Here is a 23523-nt window from a genome sequence, read left to right as displayed (position 1 = left end):
TCTCTCCCGCATTAACGCATAATGAAAGGGTCAGGCATGGGATCTGTGGACAGGTTGATCCACAGGGTCTTAAGGTCGGTGTAGTCGAGCACCGCGTCGATACCGCATTCGCGACCGTATCCGCTGGCGCCGAAGCCGCCGATCGGGGCCATTGCCGATACCGCACGGTAGGTGTTCACCCAGAGGATGCCGGAGCGCACGTCGCGGGCCAGGCGATGGGCGCGGCCTACGTTTTGTGTCCAGAGGCCCGCAGCCAAGCCGTATTCGGTGTCGTTGGCGAGCCGCAGCGCTTCCGCCTCGTCATCAAAGGGGACAACGGCTACGACCGGGCCGAAGACTTCCTCCTGGACGATGGGCATCTGGTGGGAATCGCAGGTCAGGATGGTGGGCGAGTAGTACCAGCCGGCCCTGTCTGTGATGCGTTCGCCGCCATAGACGAGTTTGGCGCCATCGGCTTTGGCCTGGGTGACCATGCGGTCGATGGTTTCCAGCTGTGCTTCGGTGGCGATGGGGCCCATCTCGGTGTTGGTTTCCGCCGGGTCGCCGATGCGGATGCCAGCGGCACGATCGCGCAGTCGCTGAACCACCTCGTCGTAAATGCTGCGTTGCACCAAAAGGCGTGAGCCGGCTACGCAGCTCTGACCGGATGCCGCGAAGACGCCGGCGACCACGCCGTTGATGGCGCTTTCCAGATCCGCATCTTCGAACAGGATGTTGGGAGATTTGCCGCCCAGTTCGAGGGACAGCTTGGCGAAGTTCTCGGCACTGTTACGCACCACGTGGCGGGCAGCCGTGGCGCCGCCGGTAAAGGCGATCTTTCGCACCAGCGGATGGGCCGTCAGTGCGGCACCTGTGGACGGACCAAAGCCAGTGACCAGATTGACCACGCCTTTGGGGAAGCCCGCCATTTCCACCAGGCGCATCAGTTCGACCAGGCTCGCGGAGGCGTGTTCTGAGGGTTTGATGACGATGGTGTTGCCCGCAGCCAGGGCCGGAGCCAGTTTGATGGCGGTCAGGTACAGTGGGCTATTCCACGGGATGATGGCAGCCACCACGCCTATGGGTACCCGCACCGTGGCACCAAACATATCTGGCTTATCCAGGGGCAGGGTTTCGCCCACCACCTTGTCTGCCAAGCCAGCGTTGTAATAGAAAAACTCGGGTAGATAGCCGACCTGGCCGCGGGTCTCGCGAATGAGCTTGCCGTTGTCCCGGCTTTCCAGTTGTGCCAACGTCTCGGCATTATCAGCAATTAGCTGGCCGAGACGGTACAGTAATTTGCCTCGCGCGGTGGCGGTCAGGCCTGCCCACTCCGGGGCTTCGAAGGCGCTGTGCGCGGCCTGGACCGCGTCGTTGACGTCGGTCTCGTCCGCATTGGGCACGCGACACCAAACCTCACCGGTGGCCGGGTTGTAACTGTCGAAGGTGGCGCCGGAGCGGGCGCCCCGCCAGTCACCGTCAATGAACATCGTCAGCGAATCCAGGTTCATCCGGGAATCTCCTCTTGCAGGGTACGGTTGTGGACGTTATCCAGAAAGCGGACCAGCAGGGCATTGACCTCGCTGGCTGCTTCCACCGGGGCCATGTGCCGCTGGCCGCGTAAAATGTGAACGTGGGCGTTAGGCAAGTGTTCCGCCAATGCGCTCGCCATTTGTGGTGTCGACCCCGGGTCCAGCTCGCCGGTGACGATGAGCACGGGCACACGGATCGACGCCAGCTTATCCTGTCCGAAGCTGTCCTGGGTCACGAACAGTGCGTAACTCCGATAATACCCTTCTGGGTGGTTGTTGGTTACCCGGTCGCGAACGGCAGCTATGCACTCGGGGTGAGCGTCGCGAAACGACGGACTGAACCAGCGTTCCAGGGCACCATCCACATTCGCTGTCGGCCCCTGTTTACGGGTCTCGACCAGGCGCCGGATAGCACCGGCGCGTTGCCGCTCATTGCGGTTAAACACACTGGACAACACCACCATCGCGTTTAGCCGGTCAGGATGGCGCAAGGCAAAAGCTCTAGCTACCAGCCCACCCATCGAGAATCCCACGACGGTCGCGGCGGGCAGGTCCAGTTCGTCGAGCAGGGCCAGCAGCTGGTCGGCATAGTCGTCCAGTGTGGCGTCTTCTGTTGGCAGGACGCTCTCGCCATGGCCCAGCATATCGTAGGCGATCACCTCATAATGCTCGGCAAGCGCCTCCACCTGGGCCTGCCACAAGGTGGCATCCAGCCCAACGCCGTGTATCAGCACGACCGGCGCGCCCCGGCCGACTCGCCAGTAGCGGGTCCCGGAGGGACTCTTTTGTGCGTCAGTGAGTTTCATCTGACCTCCCGTGAAGCTCACTGGTTGCCGGCCTGTTCCGCTTCTTCGGCCAGTTCCTTCAGATCCTGGTAGCGGTTGCCGATGCGTGGGTGCAGGCGGCCGCCATCCGAGGCGCCGAGGGCTACGACAATCTCGTTGGCGCGCGGGGCATCCTCAATGCGCATCTCCAGGGTAATGTAGTGGGAGCGGAAGCCCTCATCGTCCTTGTGCATCATCGGGATCTGGATGGAGGATCCCGGCGCGCCGCGCTTGTTGGTGAAGCTCAGGTAGCTCTTCGCGCCAACGGCTTCCCGGTAGTGATTGCCAAAGCGCAGGGTGTGAATGATGGCCGACGCATGCTCGATCTCGCCTTCGGCACCGACGACGGCGGCCTTGCCGTACGCCTCGATCTGCTCGCTGCCAATTTCATCCAGTATGTGCTTGACGATCAGTTCACCGAGTTCCGAACAGCCACTGCGGATTTCCGGCGACAGGTCTTCTACAAAGCCCCGGCCGCTCCATGGATTGGTCACCACAGCCGCGACACCGACCATGGTCACGGGTTTGTCTCCCGCTTTACCGCCTTCAATGTAGGTGGTCTCTCGAAAGGTGGCGATCTTGCGAATCTCGAAGCTCATTTGCGCTCTCCTCGTGGTTTTGGCGCGGACCTGTCCGGGCTGTCGGGCGATCCTTGATTTTGGTATACCATAATACATTGAATTGATTTCGACAATGTTTAAGCAGTTTGGATCTGAGAATGGTCATCGATTTAGTCGATTCAAAAATTTAAAAAGTATATGTAACAGAGCTTTAAGGTTAATTTTTCAGTTATTTCAGTTCTTGGCTTAGAAAATCTTTGCATTCTGTATGATGGTATACCAAGATATTTGAGAGGTCCTCAGATGGCCTGTGTACGAAAAACGAGCGTTAGCGCTCGGCAGGCTGCTGAAAATCAACAAGAACGCCAACGACGGAACTCAGGAGAGCCTGAATGCACAATCCTCAATCCAGTATGCCCGGGCAAGGCTTCTTTGCCGGGGTAAATAAGACGATGGCCATTGCCTCCATCACCATGGTGGCGGCTTTCGTGCTGTTCACAGTGTTGCAGCCGGAACTGGCCAACACCATTTACACGGGGGTCAAGCAGTACATCGAGAGTGAGCTTGGCTGGTACTACATTCTGACGGTGAATGTGGTGCTCTTTGTTTCCATTGCGATTGTCGTCAGCCCCTACGGCAAACTGCGGCTGGGGAAAGACGACGAACGACCGGAATTTTCCAACTTCACATGGTTTGCCATGCTGTTCAGTGCGGCCGTCGGCACGGGGCTCCTGTTCTGGAGTATCGCCGAGCCCTTGAGCCACCTGCAGGGGAATCCGTTCATCGCGACGGAGGGGATTGCGCCCAATACCTTGGATGCGGCGCAAACCGCTCTTCGCGTCACGATCTTCCATTGGGGCTTCCACGGCTGGGCGATCTATATCCTGGTTGGCACCATCCTGGCGTATTTCGCCTATCGGCGTGGACTGCCGCTGACGATTCGCTCAGCGTTCTATCCGCTGCTCGGTGAACGCATCTACGGCCCGATCGGCCATGCCATCGATCTGCTGGCGATCTTTGCCACCCTGTTCGGGACAGCCACCACGCTGGGTCTGGGTGTCTCACAGATGAATGCGGGGCTAAACAGTCTGTTCGGTCTGGAGATTTCCAGCACCAATCAGGTGTTACTGGTCATGGGTGTGACTGTGGCAGCTACATTGTCTGCCGTGTCCGGTTTGAAGAAAGGCATCCGCTTCCTTAGCGAATGGAATATTCACCTCAGCATGATCCTGTTTGCGTTCTTTATTCTGGCAGGTCCCACTGTATTCCTGTTGACCATTTTCACCACCAGCGTGGGTGATTACCTGGGCAATCTTTTGCCGATGGGGTTCTGGACGAATCCCGATCCCGAAAGCCAGTGGCAGGGTTGGTGGACGCTGTTTTACTGGGGCTGGTGGCTGTCCTGGGGCCCGTATGTGGGAATGTTCATTGCGCGTATTTCGCGAGGACGCACGATTCGCGAAGTGCTGTTCGGCGGGATGATGGCGGCCACTCTGGGTGCGATGTCCTGGATTGTGATTTTTGGTGGCACTGCTCTTCACCTTCAACTGTTCGGCGGTGTTGACCTGGCGACGGTAGCCAACGACAACGTGACGCAGGTGTTGTTCCAGACCATCGAAGCTCTCGATGTGCCTTGGGCCTCCAGTTTCATGGTTGGTATGGCCACGTTAATGATCGTGACCTGGTTCGTAACCTCAGCTGACTCCGGAACCCTGGTGATCTGCACCATCCTGTCCCAGGGCAATCCGCATCCGCCCCAAGCGTACCGAGTGATCTGGGGGTTGGGCCTGGGCGCGACGTCTGCCGTGCTGTTGCTGGCCGGTGGTTTGCAGGCCCTGCAAACCGCTGCGATTGCGGCCGCCTTGCCGTTCTCCGTGGTCCTGCTAGTGATGTGCTATTGCATGTTCAAGGCGCTGGCCAGTGAGCAGGTTGGTGGTGTGGTTGCAGTTGAACAATCTGAAGCGTCTTAACGACGAATACCGAGGAGATCCTACAATGCAGTTTTCTTTATTCCTTCATATGGAGCGCTATCCGGGCGACAAGAGCCATCAGCAGCTGTTCGAGGAACTCTGCGAACTGGTGAAGATTGCCGAAGATGGCGGTTTCCGGGCAGCCTGGATCGGTGAGCATCACGGCATGCAGTTCACCTCGTCGCCCAGTCCGATTGCCCAGCTTTCCTATCTGGCGGCCAAAACCGAGCGAATCCGCTTGGGGGCGGGGACATTTGTCGCGCCCTTCTGGGATCCCATCCGCCTTGCGGGCGAGGCGGCACTGCTGGATGTCATCAGTGGTGGCCGGCTTGAGTTCGGCATCGCCCGCGGTGCCTATCAGTTCGAATTCGATCGCCTGACCGATGGTCTCCAGGCCTCTGAGGGTGGCGAGGCTCTGCGCGAGATGGTCCCGGCCATGCGGGGTCTGTGGCAGGGCGACTATGCTCACCAAGGCAACGTCTATAACTTCCCCACAACCACCAGCGTACCCAAACCGCTGCAGCAACCACTGCCGCCAATCTGGATCGCCGCGCGGGATCCAGCTTCCCATGATTTTGCAGTCAAGAACGGCTGCAACGTGATGGTCACGGCTCTGATGAAAGGCGACGAGGAAGTGGCCGATTTGGCTCGCAAGTTTAACACCGCTTGCGCCGACCACCCGGAAGTGGACCGTCCGGAACTGATGTTCCTGCGCCACACCTACGTGCACGAGGAGAGCGATCCGGAAGGCTGGCGGCCCGGTGCCGAAGCCCTCAACCGCTTCTACCGCTATTTCATGGCGTGGTTCAAGAACGACCAGCAGGCAGTGGATGGCTTTTTTGAACCGGTATCGGAAGAAACGGTGGCCGAGAACCCGGAGTTCTCTCTCGATAGCCTGCACCGCAACATGATGATTGGTACACCCTCGGAGCTGGTCGAACGGCTCAAGGGCTACGAAAAGCTGGGCATTACCGAATACAGCTACTGGACCGACAACACGCTGCCTTTCGAGGAGAAGAAACGGTCGCTGGAACTGTTCATCCGTGAGGTTGTACCGCACTTTCAGTGAGTGACGGCGACGGCTACTCGGCTGGGAGCTATCTGTCGGGCTGTCGTTAACCGCGAACAGAGCATCAGCCTGACTCAGTCGACAATGGAAACGCACCCAAGAATCTAAGGTCCATTATGTTGAGAGGAGAATGCCTTGAATATCAATAAGACCGCATTGCTCTTGATAGATCTGCAAAAAGAGAAAGGGACTTCCGACATTGTCGGGATGGAAGAGATAGTAGCCAGAACGCAGTCGCTTATAGAGACCTGCCGGGCGCAGAGTATTCCGGTTATTTATACCCGGCACATCAATCGAGGGGATGGTGTCGGGCTGGCAAATAATGAACCGGTAAACGAAACCGGCAGCCCGCTCTATTACAACTCTGATACCGACGCCATTGACATCCTGGATGAAGTGGCGCCAACAAGCAGCGATATTGTTATCGACAAAAGCCGTTACAGCGGTTTCTTTGAATCCAGTCTGGATGCAAGGCTTAAGGAACTGGATATTCAGCATTTGCTTATCGGCGGCGTGCTGACAGACGTGTGCGTGTTGGCCACGGTGAACGATGCGTTCTCACTCAATTATCAAGTGAATCTCATCAGTGATTTGAGTGGGACCACATCGGAAGGGGCTCACATGGCGGCCACATTGATCATGGCGAACTGGATCTATGATCTAAAAATATTTCAAGCGAGTCAGATGCAAAACCTGTTAAAGGGAAAAGAGTATCAAGTATGGGAGACAGCGGCTCCCGATGAGCTGAACTTTGCACCAGAAAGCATGAAAGATGCTTTTAAAAGAATAAAAAAACACTGACAAAGAGGTATTTACAATGGGATTAAGTCAAAGCGCAGATCAAGGCGTAAGTAAAAGCACCTCCGCCTCTGCCAGTGGGGGCATAGCCGAAGCGACTGTTGAACACTATGCAACAGAAGAAGTGCCCATGGGACAAAGGAACATGGGGTTCTGGGACATGGTGTTCTTATGGTTTGGCGCTAATACCAATAATGCCTCCTGGTATCTGGGCGGGTCGGTTGCAGGTGCCACGTTTGGCGGTGCCATAATTGTAGCATTGGTTGCCAACCCGATAGCCTATCTGGTGCTCGCGCTTGTGGGGTGGATGGGTTTCAAGGTTGGCGTCTCGACCATGGCACTCACGCGACCGTCGTTTGGGGTCAAGGGAAGCGCTCTGCCCACTCTATTAAATACCACGGTGTTTACCGGTTGGGCAGTGGTGAACACATTCATTGCTGTGATTTCCATGAGTATTATCTTTTCCGAATTGTTGGGCTGGGCCTCTTTTGGTCAGCCGGGCAGCTTTTGGCCGATGATACTCAGTATCGTCTTCATGAGTGTATTGAATTTTATTGCCGTGTCGCTGGGTCGTAAATCGGTCAAGATTGTTGAGCGGGTCGGCGCTTTTATCATTCTTGGTTTAGGGTTGCTGGTGACTTATATCGTGTTTCAGCAACATTCATTTGCAGAAATCATCGCCTGGAGACCGGCTCCGGAAGATGCAATGAGCGTGGGCACCGCAGTGGACGTGATGGCGGCTTTCAGTCTGGCGTGGGTGCTTGGTATCGCCGAGTTTACCCGGTACACCCGTACAACGAAATCCGCAACAGTTGCCCCACTAATTGGTGCTACGGTCTCATTGGTGTGGTTTATCTTTGTGGGTGTGGTTGCAACCATCGGCGTCGCCCTGGTGACCGGTGAGTTTAACCCAGACAACTCAGACCCCAGCTCACTGGTGAGTGGTATGGGACTTGGCTGGGTGGCGCTGGTGCTCATCATCGTTGCCAGCGTGACCACCAATGTAGTCAACCTGATGGCCGCGGGAATCTCTGTCACCAACGTGACCAAAAAGCTGAAACCGCTGCACTCTATCTGGGCGATAACCATTCTGTCCGGCGTACTGATGCTTATTCCACTCTACATGAACAGTTTCCTATACACCTTTATGTGGTTCCTGGGTTGGGTTGGGATGGCGCTGAGTGCGTTGCTAGGCATCCTTGTTGCGGACTATTTCTTCGTTCGCAAAAGAACCTACGATGCCAGCAGCCTTGAAAAAGTAAACGGTATCTACTGGTACTACAAAGGGGTGAACCTGAAGGCGGTCGCAGTGTGGTGCCTGGGTGTCGTTGCCTATTTGTTGATGGTTGATTGGCCCCTGCTCGCGGACAACATAGGCGCGGTCTATCCAACAGTACTCATTACTGCCGTGCTTTACGCCCTTGTATCTTTGCCGGATAAGCGCGGGGCGCGGGAAAAGTAAAAACTCGAACGGTACTGCCCGAGGTAACAGGCAACGGCAGTACCGGCATCTGATATCGCAAACTTGAGGCTGTCAATGACACTAAAACTGAAAGACTCCAGATTATTCAAGACACAAGCCTACATCGATGGCCAGTGGGTGAGCGGGTACCAAGGCGCGACTTTCAACGTGGTCAATCCCGCCAATGGTGAAACAGTCGCTCAGGTAGCGGACATGGGTGCCGAGGATGCGCGTGATGCCGTCGCTGCGGCCGAGCGTGCGGGGCAGACGTGGCGCAAGGTGTCTGTGAAAGAGCGCGCCCGGCTGCTCAAGCGCTGGTTCGATCTGGTCATGGAGGAAACAGAGGCCCTTGCCCGGATTATGACAATCGAGCAGGGAAAGCCTTTGGCCGAAGCGCGCGGTGAGGTGGTCTACGGGGCGTCGTTTATTGAGTTTTTCGGCGAAGAAAGCAAAAGAATGGCAGGGGAAGTCTTGCCGGGCCCCGACTCCGGTAAGCGCCTATTGGTGACGCGTGAACCGGTTGGGGTTGTCGCGGCGATTACACCGTGGAATTTCCCGCTGGCGATGATTACCCGAAAGTGTGCGCCTGCTCTCGCGGCGGGCTGTAGCGTCGTCATCAAACCAGCTGAGGCAACCCCGTTGACTGCACTGGCATTGGCGCGCCTGGCGTTACAGGCGGGCATACCGGAAGGCCTGATTAACGTGGTTACCTGTTCCAGTCCAGCTGAGGTAGGCGATGTTCTGACGACGGATAGCCGTGTACGGAAAGTGTCGTTTACAGGCTCAACCCAGGTGGGCAAATACCTGTTGTCCCAATGCGCCGGTACGGTCAAGAAAACAGCCATGGAACTGGGTGGAAACGCTCCTTTTATCGTTTTCAACGATGCTGACCTGGACGCTGCCGTGGATGGCGCCATAGTGTCCAAATTCCGCAATGCCGGACAGACCTGTGTCTGTACCAACCGATTCCTGGTGCAGGCGGATGTCTACGACGCCTTTCTGGAGAAACTTGTTGACCGGGTGAGCGGCCTTACCGTCGGCAGCGGGCTGGATGAGGGGGTCACGGTTGGTCCGCTCATTAACGCAGCAGCCGTAGAGAAGGTGCAGAGCCACGTTAATGACGGTCTGCTCAAGGGAGCCCGGCTTTTAGTAGGCGGTCAGTCCCATGAACTGGGTGGGAATTTCTTTGCCCCGACGGTCATGGCGGACGCCACGGCAGAGATGCTTGTGGCGTCGGAGGAGACCTTTGGCCCCCTGGCCGCCGTCTTCCGTTTCGAGACGGAGGCTGAAGCTATTGAGATGGCCAACGACACTCCCTCTGGGCTGGCCGCTTATTTTTACACCAGGGATTATGGTCGAGTTTTTCGAACGATTGAGGCGCTTGAGTACGGCATGGTCGGCGTCAATGAAGGGCTGATTTCAACCGAATTGGCACCTTTTGGGGGTATCAAGGAGTCCGGACTCGGACGGGAAGGATCCCACTATGGCCTTGATGAGTTTACTGAACTGAAATATGCCTGTTTGGGAGGGCTTTGAATTATGGCTCTGACTTCGTTTTAGTAGCGCTCATTGTCGGATAAATCTGGCCAATGACCTGACTGATGGAGGCCGGTAGACTTAATGATTGCCTGAGTCGTTGCTGGTAAACCCGGAAAACGCCACAGTCATGCTACGCCAGGCAGAACTTCCCGGGCTACTTGCTCCGCTTTGCAGATTTTAGCCTGGCAATGCTCATAGTTAGCGTGTAGGTTCAGCCATAAGCGCTCGTTTGTGCCAAAATAGCGTAAGTCGGTCAGAGTGGCCTTCTGCATTTCGTCCTTGAGAACCATCGGAGCGTGGAAAAGATGGACTTGATATTTCCGGTTTCCTTTCCCTGGCCATTCGGGGAAATGCTGGAAGAGCTTGCGGCCATCAATGAAAGGATTAACAACCTCAATGCTGAAGAGTGAGTGGACTTACCCCGGTCCACTAGACACTCCTGGCCTATCAATAAATGGGGTGTGTCCATTTTATTGGGGGAAGTCCACAAGGAATCCCCATTCCTAGGCAAGGCCACCATGACCTACAGCATGGGGCTCCCAGAGCCAGAGAAGAACTTCGGCGTTGATCTATCGACCTTCTGGGAGGATTAAGGTATTGATGGAGCAGCAAGGATCGTCAACCACTTAATCCGGATACCCCAAAAACTCATGAACTAAAAGGCACAGTGCGTGACGTTTAACTTATGCGCGATGCCTTTATTCATAAGCTCAAGCCTGATGCCACGGGCCAGAATGTATAAGAAATATTTTCAATAAGTCGCTGAGAATTTGGGATTAATGCCCGCAACACGCATATCGAAGGTAATATTTACATGCAAGATATTGGGGTATCCGTCAGTGGGCTGCTGGGGCTAATTATTACCAGCTCGATACTCATTGCTGTACCTGGCCCAAGCATCATGCTTTTTATCGGGCAAGTTATTATGAAGGGCAGAAGTCATGCGTTGCGTGGCGTGATCGGCAATGCAATTGGCATGTTAAGCGTTGCGATACTTCTTTCCTTTGGACTTGGCCCTCTTATACTGAAATCCGATTTTGCTTTGCCTGCTATTAGAATGCTGGGTGCGGTCGCCTTGCTGCTTATCGGCATAGGGTATCTTGTAGCCTCAAAAGCGGCGAGTCCGGCTGCAACTGGCCGGCCAGCAAAGAGAAAGTCACCGCTCACTGCGGGAGTAATAGTGGGTATAACCAACCCCAAGGCATTGATCATGTTCGGAACCATAGTTCCAAGCTTCCTCAGCGGCAATCTTGCGAGCCCCACGAACGTCCTAATCATGTACTCGATGATACCTATCCTATTGGGTATTGCGATCGATAGCGTGTGGGTTGTAGTTGCTCACAGCTTAAGCTCCCGCCTTTTTTCCAACGCAGACAGTGTCAGAATAGTAAACCGTATCGGAGGAGGCTTAATTATTCTGATGGCCCTTATATTGGCACGCGAAGCTGTTTCTGGGTTTTTGTCAATCAACAGGTGGCCGGCACCGTGGGCGTGACCGAACTGGGGGAAGCTTTCGCTATTTGTTGAAAAACTGAGTGTGCCGTGGCATAGAACCGGGCCGCTGTTATTCCCTCCGGTAGTGATCACGGGTATTCCGTATCTGAAGATAATCGATTTCTGGTGGCCGGTTTACCCCGGCAAATGAATCAGCGGAAGTGGCGATTGGGGTTTGACGGTCTGGATCGCAAAGTTGCTTCGAATGTCCCGAACTCCAGGTAACTTGAGCAGCGTATTGCTCAAAAACTCCTTGTAGGCGCGAAGATCGGGCACCACAACCTGCAACAGGAAATCCGACTCCCCGGACACCAGGTGAGCCATCACCACTTCCGGCATAACACTTACCGCCTCGCAAAAAGCCTCGGCTTCCTTTTCCTGATGACGCTCCACTTTGATGCCAACGAATACGGTTAGCCCCAAACCCACTTTTTCCTGATCCAGGATGGCGCTGTAGCCCTTGATCACTCCGGATTCTTCAAGCAGCCGCACCCTCCGTGAGCAAGGCGACGGGGACAGGTCTATTCCCTCGGCCAGATCCGTGTTGGGCGCGCGGCCATCCGTCTGCAGTGCCTCCAGAAGCTTTCGATCAAATCGGTCTAACTTATGGATTGGCATAAGAATCTCCATATAAGAATAAAATTAGCGAATAGCACCAATTTTATATTCTTTTGTGGCTGAAAGCGCAACCATCCGCTAAGCAACGGACGGTATAATCAAGGCTTTAATACCAGCAAGAGACATGACCCGTGGCTGACCTTCTACTGTTCCTGACTGCGCTCGTTGCGATTTACCTTACGCCAGGACCGGACATGCTCCTGGTACTTGGTACCTCCGTGAGCAGTGGCCCCAGAAACGCCATGGCCGTCGCTGTGGGCCTTGCCATTGCCCGGGGCTGCCATGTCCTGCTGGCGGCGGTGGGGCTTGCAACTCTGTTTGCGACTCATCCCTGGACCTACCACACGGTACGATTACTGGGCGCGGCCTATCTGCTCTACCTGGGTTGGCAATTCTTCCGGACAGGTCATTCTCTCCCTGATCAACCCCAGTCAGCGGCAGGTACTCTGCCATCAGTGGGATATCTGGCTGATTTCCAAAGAGGGCTGGCAACCAACCTGCTCAACCCCAAATCCCTGATCTTCTGCTCTGTACTGCTTCCGCAGTTCATCCACCCGGAACTCTCAGGCATTGCCGGACAGTTCGCCATACTGGCACTGATTCTGGTGCTGACCGGACTGGTCTTTGATTTTACCTACGCAGTTCTGGGGCGGGCACTCTGGGCAGTTACCAGCGGCAATGCCCGATACCGCAGAGCCCAGAACAACCTCTTTGGCTGTCTGCTGACAGGCATCGGGCTGAAGGTTGCGTTGGGTTGATGCAGCGTAAGCGTCTGGCTATCACACCCTGCATGGGGAAGTGTATACTTGTGCAAGCTTAAGGCATCTGTACTGGTCCGCTCTAACGTTAGAGAAGAAATTGGGAGCGACACCGGGCCTTTTTGCGGCCTCCGCATACTCTAACCATTTTGTAATTCCAACAAATGGTTAGAAACATGCAAAAGTCTCACGTATTCCTCCTGTTACTCATACTTGGAACGGCCTTCTGGGGAGTGTCGTTCTCTTTCGTCAAAGTCGGTGTGGCAGACGGCTCACCTTATGTCTTCCTGACCTATAAATTTGCCCTGGCAGCAATAGTCCTCGCGGTACTGTTCGCGAAAAGATTCAACCGCCTGAACCGGAAAACCATTGTCGCCGGCGCGTTGATTGGACTTCCGTTGCTCTTGGGGAACGTGTTTCAGACTATTGGGCTACAACACACCAGTGTCACCAACACCGCATTTATCACCGGCCTGGATGTTCTTCTGATTCCGCTATTCAAGTGGGGCCTATTCCGAAAGCCAGTGCAAAACCGCATATGGATTTCCTGCTCAATTGCACTTTTCGGGCTTTATTTGATAGTCGCGCAATACGGTTTACACCTGAATGTTGGCGATCTATGGACGATGGCCTGTGCAGTGTTCTTTGCTTGCTATGTTATGGCTGTAGGGTATTTCTCACATCGATGTGACGCAATGCTGACAGTGACAATTGCGATGACGGTATGCAGTCTCGGCAGTGGTCTCGCGGCACTGTTCGATAAGGAAGCAGTATGGATGCCTTCAGATACGCACTTTTGGGAGGGGATTTTGTTTGCGGGCATGCTTGGTACTGCTTACATGTATAGCATACAAAGCTCCGCTCAAAGGTATCTTGAAGAAGAGAAAGTAGCATTAGCCTATCTTTGCGAGCCTATTTTCGCAGCCATCGCCGGCATGATCATGCTCGGGGAGCCTCTCAGTCTTCGGACCATGGCTGGCGGGGGGTTGATCTTGATCGCGCTAGTAGTAGCAGAACTTGATTTCAAGCGCCTGCAACCGCGAGATGCTTAACGGATCAGGGATCATGCCTCTTGAGTTTGGCAGACTGGGTCAACGTCATCACCGCAGCGGCATTCCCGAATATTCGGAATGTCAGGCATTCTCACCAAACGTTTTGCGCCAAACCCGAGGACTTACATGGTGACGCTGTTTGAAGTGTTGCCGGAAGGACGTTGCGGTATGAAAGCCGATTCTTTCCGCGATGGCTTCCACTGAAAGTGATGTGCTTTCCAGCAGCTCACGTCCTTGCCGCAGCCGCTCACCGACCAACCACTCCATCACCGTCATGCCGGTTGCCTTCTGAAAATGGCGTGTGAAAGTGCGCCGGCTCATGGCGGTGCGGGCAGCCAACTCATCGATGCTGTGGGTGTCGGCCAGATGTTCCCGCAGGTGATCCAGTAGCCGGTTGATGTGGGCATCCTGGGTGGAGATCGCGACCGGCTGTTCGATGAACTGGGCCTGGCCGCCCTCCCGGTGCGGCGGGACCACCATCAGACGGGCAAGGGTATTGGCGGTCTTGGCACCGTGATACTCCCGCACCAGAAACAGGCAGCAATCCAGCCCGGCTGCCGTGCCAGCGGAGGTAACCAGCCGGTCGTCTTCCACATAGAGGGCATTGGTATCCAGGTTCACCTGCGGAAACCGTTTGAGGAAGTCCTGCTCCGCCAACCAGTGGGTTGAGGCCCGTTTGTTATCCAGCAAGCCCGCATAGGCCAACGCATAGGTGCCGTAGCAAAGGCCCACCACATGAGCGCCGCGCTCATGGCAGCGGAAAAGGGCTTCAGACAACTCAGGGGGTGGTGGTTCGTTCAGATCATGCCAGCCGGGTACCAACGCAATATCAACCGCATCCAATAGTTCCAGCCCGCCTTCCGGCTGCACGGTCATGGCCCGCTCGGATGCCAGGGGCTTTCCGTCCGGGGTGATAATCAGCAACTCGAACAAGGGGCCCTCAGGCAGGGCAATGCTGAACACCATGTAAGGAACGGAAAAGTGGAAGGGGCTGAATTGTGGATGAAGAACAAGCCCGACTCTGGGTAGTGCCACGGTGTCACTCCTGAGGTTCATTTAACCTGATGATAACTGATTGGCCCGATTCTTTCGATCATTGTCTTTCAGGTCAATATTGGCGGTGATCAGATCTCCGTAGACTTTATTCCATCAACGAACACCCTGTTGGAGGATGAATACCATGTTGATTAAAACCTTCGCTGGCGCTCTGGTGCTGGCTTCGACTGTTTTTGCCGGCGCTGCTTTCGCCGAATCTGGCACTCAGGCATCCAGCCACCAGATACAGCAAATCCGTAATGCCACCATCAAAGTCACTTACGGAGAGACTACCTTTCTGATCGACCCCATGCTGGCGGAACAGGGTGCTTATCCGGGCTTTCCGAACACGTACCGTAGTGAGCTGCGGAATCCTCTGGTTGACTTGCCCATGGCGGCAGAGGACGTGATCGAGGGTACCGATGCGGTGATTGTGACCCACACCCACCTGGACCACTGGGACGATGCCGCCCAGAAGCTGTTGCCGAAAGAGCTTCCCCTGTTTGTGCAGAGCGCGGCGGATGCCGAGATGATCCGTTCACAAGGCTTCCAGGATGTACGTATCCTCGATGGCCAAGCGGAGTTTGGCGGCGTGACACTCCACAAAACCGGCGGGCAGCACGGCTCCGATACCCTCTATGCCGTTCCCGAACTGGCCAAGGCGCTCGGTGAAGTAATGGGTGTGGTTTTTGAAGCCGAGGGACGGGAAACCACGTACGTGGTAGGCGATACCGTGTGGCGTGATGAGGTGGTGCAGTCGCTGGAGCGCTTCCAGCCGGATGTTGTTGTACTGAATGCCGGCGCTGCGGAGTTTACCGGCTTTGAGGGCGACCCGATCATCATGGGCAAAGAAGATACCCTGCGCGTTCACCGCGCTTTGCCAGATGCGGACATTGTCGCCGTGCACATGGACGCCGTGAACCATATGACCCTGAGCCGCGAGGAGTTGGCGGAGTTCGTTCAGAGCGAGGGAATTGATGAGCAGGTTTTGATCCCGGCGGATGGTGAGAATCTTTCTTTCTGACCAGAACACACCTGAAATAAATGACCAAATGAGGAACCGTCTAATGAGTAAACGAGCCGTTATTGTTGTCGATATCCAGAATGAGTATTTTGCCTCCGGCAAACTGCCACTGGTGAATATTGAGCAGGCAGCCGCCAAGGCGGCACAGGTGATCGACGCAGCGCGTCAGAACAAAGACCTGCTGGTGCACGTTCACCACGAGTTTCCGGATCCGAATGCGCCTGTGTTCACACCTGGCTCAGACGGCGTGAACATCCACGAATCTGTGGCACCAAAAGGCGATGAGCCGGTTATTCTCAAGAACTATCCCAACTCATTCCTAAAAACCAACCTGAAAGAGCTGCTGGATTCTAACGACATTGAGGAAGTGGTGGTGATCGGTGCCATGAGCCACATGTGCATTGAGGCCACCAGCCGCGCCGCTTCAGACTTCGGTTACAAGGTCGCTGTGCTAGAAGATGCCTGCGCCACGATGGATCTTGAGTTCAACGGTATGACCGTGCCTGCGGCACAGGTTCATGCCACGGCTATGGCGGCTCTTGGGTTTGCCTATGGGAGTGTCCAGTCCACCCGGGATTACCTGTGAGGATCCTGCTCTTCGTATCTGTCGGGTGGTTGCTCCCATAAATTGAACGCCGACCGGCTAGAAGCATTTCAGCCGGTCGTTTCGATGGTATCGTTCGACTCGGATTCATCGCTGACTCGCTTAGAACGGATACTAAATGCCTTCTTCCATCACGCTGATCCACTGGCTGGTGGTGAACTCATCTATATTGGCGGGCCCTCCAAAACGACCGCTGTTGGTGAGTGCAGATGTTCTAACAATCTGAATGTTCGCTTTGCGACCGTAGCTTCAGTTCCGTATCTTGGCCAATCAAACTTTGGAACGCCGCATTCAGTTTCGTGTGACCTACGAAGCTGAGGAGTAACCGCAGGATTAGGTCCATCAGATGGGCGCAGGTTACTCCTTGGTATCTCTATGGACTGAACGCGTCAACTATTCACCGGCTGAGGCTGCAATACCCGGCGACTCCGATGACGCGAACGCAACCCCACCATGATAAGTGGCACCACAATCATGGCACTGCCCACGGCGAACCAAAGGTCGGGCATTTCATTGAAACCTATCCATCCAATTAGTACCGCCCAGATCAGGCCGGTGTATTCGGCGCTGGTCACCTGGTTGGCATCCACCTGCTGGTAGGCCAGCAAAACGGTGATGTTGTAGCCCAGAATAAACAGGGCAGATCCCAGTGCACTGATAAGTATGGAGCTGTCCCAGGCGGCGCCTTCCCATAAGGCCAGTGCGCCGGCAGCCGGAATAATTAATGCGTAGTTGAGGAACAACTTGTGAACGGTGGACTGCTGCTTCGGCAGTTTACGCACCATGACGGCGTTGATGGCCAGTGCAAAGGCGGAGGCCAGTGCGGCGATGGCCGCCCAGTTGAATTCCACTGGCCGCAGGATGACGACGATGCCGCCGAATCCGCTGAAGACGGCAAAGACGCTCAGCGGGGTCAGCTTTTCCCGGAACAGGATGACGGACAGCACCATGACCAGGATGGGGGCTGCGTAGAACACGGCGTTGGCGGTGGCCAGCGGGAGATTGCCGAGGGCGACGACCATGCACAGGATGCCAGCCAGGTGTATGTGGGCCCGCACGGCGTGGACCTTGATGCCGGAAAACAGGTGTTTCCGGTTGAGTTGGCCGGCCAGGGGCAGTAGCAGCAACAAGGTGATGACGCAGCGCAGGAAGGCAAACTGGAATACGGGGGCGCCGGGTTCCAGCAGTTTGATGAACACATCGCTGATCAATGCCATGGCGTTGCCGATCACCAGCAGAAGGATTGCACTGTTTACGGTTTTGCCTGACATGATTTCGGCTCCTCTTGGTTTTGCTCCGACATCGGAGTTGTCGCCCTGCACACCACCCTTTCCAAAACACGCTCCTTCGGCACATCCATGTGACGCTTGGACTCCGCCATCCATGGCTCCGTACAGTTTTGGAAAGGGTAGTGTGCAGGGCTCCCTGAATCTTGTGATGGTGAGTCTAGTGGTGTATTACTATCCGATAAAATGATCTTTAATCACTTATCATTAGAAATTTAGATAATGAAGCTTCCACCCCTCAAAGCCCTACCCGTCTTCGAAGCCGTTGCCCGGCTGAACAGCTTTTCGCTGGCGGCGGAGGAGCTGGCGGTCAGTCAGAGTGCGGTCAGTCATCAGATCAAGCAGTTGGAAACCTATCTCGGTGAGAAACTGTTCTGGCGCAGTGGCCGCACTCTGACGTTGACCGACGAAGGCCGGCAGTATCTGGATGGCGTGGGGTCGGCGTTGTTGCAGATTGAACGGGTGAGTGAGCAGTTGCTGGGCCATGAGGAGTCGCGGTTACGGTTGTCGGTGTTCAGTTCATTTGCGGTGCGCTGGCTGGTGCCGCGGTTACCGGATTTGCAGCGGGAGTATCCGCAACTGGATCTTTCCCTGGAGATGAGCAGTGAGAACCCGGTGCTGTCCGACCGGGTGGCGGACTGTTTTATCACCATCAAGCCGTCTTCCGCGGCATTCAGTTATGAGTTGCTGTATACCGAGCGGCTGTTTCCGGTGTGCAGCCAGGATTACTGGCAGCGCATCCGTCGGGAACTGGGCCGGGATTCGGAGGTTGAAGGGAGGGATGAGCCAGAGCTGTCGTCGGAGGAGGTGAGTCGTTTCCCACTGTTGTCCACCCACAGCATTTTCGATAAGGCCGCCGGCGACTGGGAAGCCTGGTATCGGGCGGTGGATCAGAAGATTCCCGGTACGGCGCGGATACAGCACTTCAGCCACATGTTGCTGGCTCTGGAGGCGGCCCGTTTTCATCAGGGCATCGCGCTGACCAACGATTACATGCTGAGCACACGACTGGATTCCGGCGATTTTGTCCGTTTGCCCAGTCACTCGGTGATGACGGGCGACAAGTTCTATTTCGCCTGGAAAACCAGCCGTCGGCGGGAGCGTGGGCTGCAGGTGTTGCGTCGCTGGTTGGTGGATGAAGCCATCCGTGGCGGCTTGCGGGGCGAGTAACAAGCCCCGGGGCCTATTTATCCGCTTTTTTCTTCAGCAGCCGATGCTGTATTTCACCGACAATGCCGCGGCGGAATACCATCACGCAGACGACGAACACAGTCCCCAGGATCACCTGTACCCAGGAGCCGAATGCTGACAGTTCATGGCTGAGTGCGCCGACGGTAATCGCACCCAGTACCGGTCCGAAGATGGTGCCAAGGCCTCCCACCAGTGTCATCAGGATGACTTCCCCGGAGGTTTGCCAGTGCGCGTTGGTTAATGCCGCAAACTGGAATATCACGGCTTTTGTGGCACCGGCGGTTCCGGCGAGTGTGGCGGAAATGATAAACGCAAGTAGCTTGAAATGGTCGACGTCGTAACCGAGCGAGAGTGCTCTGGATTCGTTTTCCCGGATGGCCTGGAGGACCTCGCCAAAGGGGGAGTTGATGGTTCGGTGGATGATGGCGAAACCAATCATGAATACCGCAAACACAAAGTAGTACATGGCGATTTCGTTGTTGAGGCTGATGAAGCCGAAGAGTTCGCCACGGGGAATGCCCTGGAGACCGTTTTCACCGCCGGTGAACGGCATCTGAAGCGCCAGAAAGTAGATGATCTGCGCCAGCGCCAGGGTCACCATGGCAAAGTAGATGCCCTGTCGACGGATGGCGAGGAAGCCGAATATCGTGCCGAGGATCAACGCAAACCCGGTGCCGGCAAGAATGCCGAATATCGGGCCGAATCCCCACTCTTTGGTCACATAACCGGTAATGTACGCCGCACCGCCGAAGAAGGCGGCGTGCCCGAACGACAACAGGCCGGCGTAGCCGAGCAGCAGGTTGAAGGCGCAGGCGAAGAGCGCGAAGCACAGCAGGTCCATCACAAAGACCGGGTAGGCATAGAAGGGCGCGCCAAGGCCGGCGACCAGCATGATGATAAACAGAACGCGGTTGATCATGGCCTTACTTCTCCTTACCGAATAAGCCCGCAGGGCGGAACAACAGCACCAGCACCATCAGGAAGAAGATCACGGTGCTGGCCGCTGGCGGGTAAAACACTTTGGTAAGGCCCTCAATCAAGCCCAGCGCAAGTCCGGATAGAATGGCGCCCATAATCGAGCCCATGCCGCCGATCACCACCACGGCAAACACGACGATGATCAGGTCCGCCCCCATTAACGGGCTGACCGAATAGATTGGCGCGGCCAGTACACCTGCCAGGCCGGCGAGGCCGGCCCCGAAGGCGAAGGTGAGGGTGATCATCAGTGGCACATTCAGGCCAAATGCCTGGGTCAGGTCCGGGTTCTCGACACCGGCCCGTAGCCGTGAACCCAGTTTGGTGTGTTCGATGACGTACCAGGTGGCAAAACAGACCACCAGCGAGAAAATGATGGCGAACAGTCGGTAGGTCGGGAAGTACATGAACCCGAGGTTTACTACGCCACTGAGGCTCTCCGGTTGCCCGGGATAGGGTGTGCCGGAGACGTTGAAGTAGTTGGCAAACAGACCCTGCAGGATCAGCGTGATACCGAACGTCAGCAGCAGGCCATAGATGTGGTCAAGGTCATAGAGACGCTTGAGCATGAAGCGTTCAATGGTCACCCCCAGAATACCGACGATCACGGGCGCCACCAGCAGTGACGCCCAGAATCCGATCTGAAGGCTGATACCGAACCACTGCTCCAGCAGAGAGTAGCCAATGAGTGCGATGAAGGCACCCAGCATGTACATGGCACCGTGGGCAAAGTTGATGATATTCAGCAGCCCGAATATCACCGCGAGCCCGAGGCTCAACATGGCGTAAAACACACCCACATTCAGCCCAAGCAGCGCCTGGGCCAGTATGACCTGCATCGACACGTTGGCTATCTCCCCTGAAGCAGTGGTTAATCGGCGTGGTTAGTTAACCAGCGAACACTTGGTGTCTTCCAGCGAGATGTAGGCCTGATCCGCGGGGATCTTCGAGACTACCCGCAGCAGGTCCCATTCCTCACTGGCTTCGTCCGGCTTCTTCACTTCCACCAGATACATGTCGTGGAGCATGGAGCCGTTGGGCAGAATCTTGCCCCCTTTCACGAACATGTCGTTAAGGGTCATGTCGCCCAGTTCGGCACGAACGGTATCGCTGTCGTCAGAACCGGTGGCTTTGACTGCTTTCAGGTAATTGGTGACCGCCGAGTAAACACCGGCATGAACCATGGTGGGCATGGCGTTGTGGCGTTCATAGAAGCGGCGGGACCAGGCTTCGGTCTCGTCGTTCTGGTTCCACACGAAGGCCGTGGTGAACTGCAGGCCCTGGGCAATGTCCAGCCCCATGCTGTGGACGTCGGTGATGAACACCAGCATGCCGGCCAGTTTTTGTCCGCCCTGCACAATGCGGAACTGGTTGGCCTGTTTGATGGCGTTCACCGTGTCCTGGCCGGCATTGGCCAGGCCAATGACATCGGCTCCGGAAGACTGGGCCTGGAGCAGGTAGGAGGAGAAATCGTTGGTGGACAGTGGCGCATTGACGTTACCGACCACCTCACCACCGAGACTTTCCACCACGGCGCCGGTGTTGTCCCGCAAAGAGTGGCCGAAGGCGTAATCGGCGGTAATGAAGAACCAGCTTTCACCGCCGTTCTTGACCATCGCCGTAGCAGTGCCAACCGGCAACGCGTGGGTGTCGTAGACGTAGTGAATACCGTAAGGCGTGCACTGTTCTTCTGTCAGTGCGGTGGTGCCGGCGCCGGTGTTCATGGTGATGATTTTCTTGTCGTTGGCCAGGCCCTGAACGGACAAGGCAACGGAGGAGTTGTCGAGGGCGGTGATCATGTCCACCTCTTCCGCATCGATCCACTCCCGGGCGGTACTGGCGCCGATATCCGGCTTGTTCTGGTGATCCGCGGAAATGATCTCAATGGGTTTGCCCATCACCGAACCGCCAAAATCCTCGACCGCCATTTTGGCGGCAGTCACCGCGCCCGGCCCTTCGAGGGCCTTGTAAACGCCGGACATGTCACTGAGGACGCCGATTTTTACTTTGCCGTCGGTCAATTCGGCCGCTGCCGTGAGGGGCATTGCCAGGGTAGCCGCTGCCACGGCGCCTGCCAGTCCAGATTTCCAGTGCTTGAACATGGTGGGATTCCTTTTGTTATTAGATTCGGGTTCAGACACTCAGGTGCCTGTTCAACTGCTCTTTCTTGGCCTCGAGATCGGCCGCTTCTATCTGCTCAACCACTCGTCCGTGCTCAATCACATAGTGTCGGTCGGCCAGCGGAGCGGCAAAGCGGAAGTTCTGCTCAACCAGAATGATGGTGAATCCCCGGTCACGCAGTTTGCGGATGACATCATCCAGGGATTTGAGGATAACCGGCGCAAGCCCTTCGGTGATCTCGTCCAGTAACAGGAGATTGGCGCCGGTACGAAGGATGCGGGCAATTGCCAGCATCTGTTGCTCGCCCCCGGAGAGCTTGGAGCCCTGGCTTTTGCGGCGCTCTTCAAGATTCGGGAACATTTTGTAGATCTCGTCCGCGGACATCCCGCCATCGGCCACCACTGGGGGAAGCTCCAGGTTCTCGTCCACGTTGAGAGACGCAAAAATCCCCCGCTCCTCGGGGCAATACCCCAGCTTGCCAACGTGGGCAATGCGGTGGGTGGGCATGTTGATGATTTCGGTGCCGTGGATCTTGATGGAGCCGGTGCGTTTGCTGACCAGCCCCAGAATCGACTTGAGCGTGGTCGTGCGTCCGGACCCGTTGCGGCCAAGCAGGGTAATTACCTCGCCTTCCCGCAGAGTCAGATCGAGGCCATGGAGAATGTGGGATTCGCCGTACCAGGCGTGAAGATTCTCGATTTTGAGCATTTCCGGGCGTTGATCAGGCTGCATCGGTGGTTCCCATGTAGGCTTCCATGACGGCGGGGTTGGTCGATACCGTGTCGTAGTTGCCTTCAGCCAACACCTCCCCGCGGTTCAGGACGGTGATGGTGTCGGCCAGCGTGGACACCACATTGAGGTTGTGCTCAACCATCACGATGGTTCTGCCATCCACCACCTTGCGAATCAGCTCGGTGACCGTGCCTACGTCCTCTGAACTCATGCCCTGGGTGGGTTCATCAAGCAGCATGAGCCTGGGCTTGAGTGCAATGGTGGTGGCAATCTCCAGCGCCCGCTTCTGTCCGTAGGCGAGTTCCACCGCCTTGGTATCGGCAAAGGGCCCCAGGCCGACCTGTTCCAGGGTGGCCTGCGCTTCTTCATTCAGTTGATCAAGAATTCGTACCGGCCGCCAGAAGTGATAGGAAATGCCCAACTTGCGTTGCAGGGCGACCCGAACGTTTTCGCGGGCAGACAGGTGGGGAAATACCGCCGAAATCTGAAAAGAGCGAATCAGCCCCTGCTGGGCAATACCCGCGGGGCGCGCGTTGGTAATGTCTTTGCCAGCGTAGATAATCTGCCCGGCGCTGGGCTTGAGGAATTTGGTCAACAGGTTGAAAAACGTCGTTTTTCCGGCCCCGTTCGGGCCTATCAACGCATGTATGGAGCCTGTCTTGACGTTGATGCTGACGTCACTGATGGCGGTAAAGCCTTTGAAATCCTTGGTCAGGTTCCTGGTTTCAAGGATGGTTGAGGATGGTTGTGTCTGCTCGCCTGCAGCCTGCTCTTCCACGGAAAGACACCCCTTTCAATTCAGGTGAGCGGCGCTGATGCCGCGTGTTTTTATTCGTTGTTGTGACAGCTGGTTTCTTGAAAGGTCGCAAATACAGCTATTTGAACCGACATTCAGTAATA

22 protein-coding genes are annotated in these 23523 nt (G+C 56.0%); 11 read left to right on the top strand and 11 right to left on the bottom strand.

Features of this window, described 5'->3' with window-relative positions:
* Positions 1-11: 11 nt before the first annotated feature.
* From AAGD24_RS19405 to AAGD24_RS19395, 3 genes are read right to left on the bottom strand one after another with little or no spacing between them, the layout of a single operon-like run.
* Entirely contained in the window at positions 12-1490 is a 1479-nt protein-coding gene (locus AAGD24_RS19405; protein WP_379866049.1) for an aldehyde dehydrogenase, read from the bottom strand.
* The gene (locus AAGD24_RS19400) at positions 1487-2317 is read right to left on the bottom strand and encodes an alpha/beta fold hydrolase (RefSeq protein ID WP_379866047.1); all 831 of its coding nucleotides are present in this window, start codon (positions 2315-2317) and stop codon (positions 1487-1489) included. The genes AAGD24_RS19405 and AAGD24_RS19400 overlap by 4 nt, the downstream gene beginning before the upstream one ends.
* Positions 2318-2334: 17 nt before the next feature.
* Complete coding sequence (locus AAGD24_RS19395) at positions 2335-2934, bottom strand: amino acid synthesis family protein (RefSeq protein ID WP_275704143.1); 600 nt, start codon at positions 2932-2934, stop codon at positions 2335-2337.
* 353 nt (positions 2935-3287) lie between these two features.
* Between AAGD24_RS19395 and AAGD24_RS19390 the strand changes: the two genes are divergently transcribed.
* The 6 genes from AAGD24_RS19390 to AAGD24_RS19365 all read left to right on the top strand — a co-directional run bounded on the left by AAGD24_RS19390 (position 3288) and on the right by AAGD24_RS19365 (position 11228).
* A complete protein-coding gene (locus AAGD24_RS19390; RefSeq protein WP_379866045.1) occupies positions 3288-4865 on the top strand; it encodes a BCCT family transporter in 1578 nt (525 codons plus the stop codon).
* 25 nt (positions 4866-4890) lie between these two features.
* Positions 4891-5934, top strand: a complete 1044-nt coding sequence (locus tag AAGD24_RS19385) for an LLM class flavin-dependent oxidoreductase (protein ID WP_379866043.1) — start codon at positions 4891-4893, stop codon at positions 5932-5934.
* A 135-nt stretch (positions 5935-6069) separates the two neighbouring features.
* Positions 6070-6735, top strand: coding sequence for a cysteine hydrolase family protein (locus AAGD24_RS19380; protein ID WP_379866041.1), 666 nt, complete (start codon positions 6070-6072; stop codon positions 6733-6735).
* 16 nt (positions 6736-6751) lie between these two features.
* Positions 6752-8194: a purine-cytosine permease family protein gene (locus tag AAGD24_RS19375; protein ID WP_379866039.1), complete on the top strand. Its 1443-nt coding sequence runs from the start codon at positions 6752-6754 to the stop codon at positions 8192-8194.
* 75 nt (positions 8195-8269) lie between these two features.
* The gene (locus AAGD24_RS19370; RefSeq protein WP_379866038.1) at positions 8270-9730 is read left to right on the top strand and encodes an NAD-dependent succinate-semialdehyde dehydrogenase; all 1461 of its coding nucleotides are present in this window, start codon (positions 8270-8272) and stop codon (positions 9728-9730) included.
* Between the two features lie 817 nt (positions 9731-10547).
* Positions 10548-11228 carry a LysE family translocator gene (locus AAGD24_RS19365; protein WP_379866036.1) on the top strand — a complete coding sequence of 227 codons (681 nt, stop codon included), beginning with the start codon at positions 10548-10550 and terminating at the stop codon, positions 11226-11228.
* 134 nt (positions 11229-11362) lie between these two features.
* On the opposite strand, the gene AAGD24_RS19360 is transcribed toward AAGD24_RS19365, so the two are convergent.
* Entirely contained in the window at positions 11363-11845 is a 483-nt protein-coding gene (locus AAGD24_RS19360; protein ID WP_309045948.1) for an Lrp/AsnC family transcriptional regulator, read from the bottom strand.
* Positions 11846-11976: 131 nt separating this feature from the next.
* Here AAGD24_RS19360 and AAGD24_RS19355 point away from each other — a divergent pair, with 131 nt between their 5' ends.
* Both AAGD24_RS19355 and AAGD24_RS19350 read left to right on the top strand, forming a co-directional pair.
* Positions 11977-12603, top strand: coding sequence for a LysE family translocator (locus tag AAGD24_RS19355; protein ID WP_379866034.1), 627 nt, complete (start codon positions 11977-11979; stop codon positions 12601-12603).
* Positions 12604-12779: 176 nt separating this feature from the next.
* On the top strand, positions 12780-13655 hold the full coding sequence (locus AAGD24_RS19350) for a DMT family transporter (RefSeq protein WP_379866032.1): 876 nt from the start codon (positions 12780-12782) through the stop codon (positions 13653-13655).
* Between the two features lie 81 nt (positions 13656-13736).
* Here AAGD24_RS19350 and AAGD24_RS19345 read toward each other — a convergent pair whose 3' ends face one another.
* Entirely contained in the window at positions 13737-14690 is a 954-nt protein-coding gene (locus tag AAGD24_RS19345) for a GlxA family transcriptional regulator (RefSeq protein ID WP_379866030.1), read from the bottom strand.
* Between the two features lie 145 nt (positions 14691-14835).
* On the opposite strand from AAGD24_RS19345, the gene AAGD24_RS19340 reads away from it, so the two are divergent.
* A complete protein-coding gene (locus AAGD24_RS19340; RefSeq protein ID WP_379866028.1) occupies positions 14836-15714 on the top strand; it encodes an MBL fold metallo-hydrolase in 879 nt (292 codons plus the stop codon).
* 43 nt (positions 15715-15757) lie between these two features.
* A complete protein-coding gene (locus tag AAGD24_RS19335) occupies positions 15758-16300 on the top strand; it encodes a cysteine hydrolase family protein (protein ID WP_379866026.1) in 543 nt (180 codons plus the stop codon).
* Between the two features lie 407 nt (positions 16301-16707).
* On the opposite strand, the gene AAGD24_RS19330 is transcribed toward AAGD24_RS19335, so the two are convergent.
* Positions 16708-17589 carry a DMT family transporter gene (locus AAGD24_RS19330; protein WP_379866024.1) on the bottom strand — a complete coding sequence of 294 codons (882 nt, stop codon included), beginning with the start codon at positions 17587-17589 and terminating at the stop codon, positions 16708-16710.
* 237 nt (positions 17590-17826) lie between these two features.
* On the opposite strand from AAGD24_RS19330, the gene AAGD24_RS19325 reads away from it, so the two are divergent.
* Entirely contained in the window at positions 17827-18774 is a 948-nt protein-coding gene (locus tag AAGD24_RS19325; protein WP_085678433.1) for a LysR family transcriptional regulator, read from the top strand.
* A 13-nt stretch (positions 18775-18787) separates the two neighbouring features.
* Here the strand turns inward: AAGD24_RS19325 and AAGD24_RS19320 are convergent, their stop codons facing one another.
* The 5 genes from AAGD24_RS19320 to AAGD24_RS19300 are packed head-to-tail and all read right to left on the bottom strand — an operon-like array spanning position 18788 to position 23401.
* A complete protein-coding gene (locus AAGD24_RS19320; protein ID WP_007155124.1) occupies positions 18788-19714 on the bottom strand; it encodes a branched-chain amino acid ABC transporter permease in 927 nt (308 codons plus the stop codon).
* A gap of 4 nt (positions 19715-19718) precedes the next feature.
* On the bottom strand, positions 19719-20609 hold the full coding sequence (locus tag AAGD24_RS19315; RefSeq protein WP_036211490.1) for a branched-chain amino acid ABC transporter permease: 891 nt from the start codon (positions 20607-20609) through the stop codon (positions 19719-19721).
* A 45-nt stretch (positions 20610-20654) separates the two neighbouring features.
* Positions 20655-21872, bottom strand: coding sequence for an ABC transporter substrate-binding protein (locus AAGD24_RS19310; protein WP_036211487.1), 1218 nt, complete (start codon positions 21870-21872; stop codon positions 20655-20657).
* A gap of 31 nt (positions 21873-21903) precedes the next feature.
* The gene (locus AAGD24_RS19305; protein ID WP_041332967.1) at positions 21904-22623 is read right to left on the bottom strand and encodes an ABC transporter ATP-binding protein; all 720 of its coding nucleotides are present in this window, start codon (positions 22621-22623) and stop codon (positions 21904-21906) included.
* Complete coding sequence (locus tag AAGD24_RS19300; protein WP_091643085.1) at positions 22613-23401, bottom strand: ABC transporter ATP-binding protein; 789 nt, start codon at positions 23399-23401, stop codon at positions 22613-22615. Before AAGD24_RS19300 ends, AAGD24_RS19305 begins: the two co-directional genes overlap by 11 nt.
* Between the last annotated feature and the right edge of the window lie 122 nt (positions 23402-23523).

This window comes from Marinobacter sp. M5B (assembly GCF_042604615.1).
Classification (GTDB): domain Bacteria; phylum Pseudomonadota; class Gammaproteobacteria; order Pseudomonadales; family Oleiphilaceae; genus Marinobacter; species Marinobacter salarius.
The sequence above is the reverse complement of the archived record's forward strand: the minus strand, read 5'-3'. Positions and strand labels throughout refer to the sequence as shown.